Source organism: Vibrio sp. 1562, from assembly GCF_033340155.1.
GTDB classification, from domain to species: domain Bacteria; phylum Pseudomonadota; class Gammaproteobacteria; order Enterobacterales; family Vibrionaceae; genus Vibrio; species Vibrio alginolyticus.
On record NZ_JAWOVY010000400.1, the window covers coordinates 1 to 666 of the forward strand.

General features: G+C 38.4%; 2 pseudogenes. Both read right to left on the bottom strand.

The window, feature by feature from the left end:
• Positions 1 to 499: pseudogene (locus R7Z49_RS25425) on the bottom strand (hybrid sensor histidine kinase/response regulator); the annotation flags it as partial.
• A pseudogene (locus tag R7Z49_RS25430) lies at positions 489 to 666 on the bottom strand (histidine kinase); the annotation flags it as partial. The pseudogenes R7Z49_RS25425 and R7Z49_RS25430, both read right to left, overlap by 11 nt.

The following is a 666-nucleotide window of genomic DNA, read 5'->3' on the forward strand; positions in this document are numbered from 1 at the left end:
TGTTTTCAATACTAAAATGCCCTTTTTGAGCTCCAATTAATAGTATGATGCTTTGTGTTACTTCCGAACGAATGCCCGTTAAAATTACGGAGTTAACATGTGTTTTAACAAAGCTATTTAAGTTCTCAAACTCTAACAATTTCGCTGGCTCGAATAATAGAATACACTCGCCGTTTAATGCGCGATCCATTGTGTTACCGTGTAACCACTCTACCTTATCAAACACGCTATTGGTTGAGATTAACGTCTTGAACGGATAACGGCTGTCATCGCGGGTGATGACAATAAAGTCTTCAAAACTGATGTACTTTTTTAGAACGCTGTTTAGCCCCGAAAAAATTTCATTACGATTTTTTGCCTCGCTCATTGCAGAGATTGCTGAAAGAATCGCTTTGTTTTCATCGGCAAGCAATTTTTCCCGTTGTTTGGTCTGCTTTAGCTCAACTAACGCTTCTTGTAATGCTTCTTGTTGGTATGTGTCTAAATATTTATCTTTCATAAGGTTTATGGAAAATCGCTGATGAGATCATCAAGTTTCCATGTCCATTTTCGCCGCCGATAAATCTTCCCTGCTCACCAAAGGTAAATGGGCATATAAATGGCAAGTGTTCCAGTTCCTGATTAATTTGTTCGCAAACGCTATTCATGTCTTGCATTAAGTGCAAC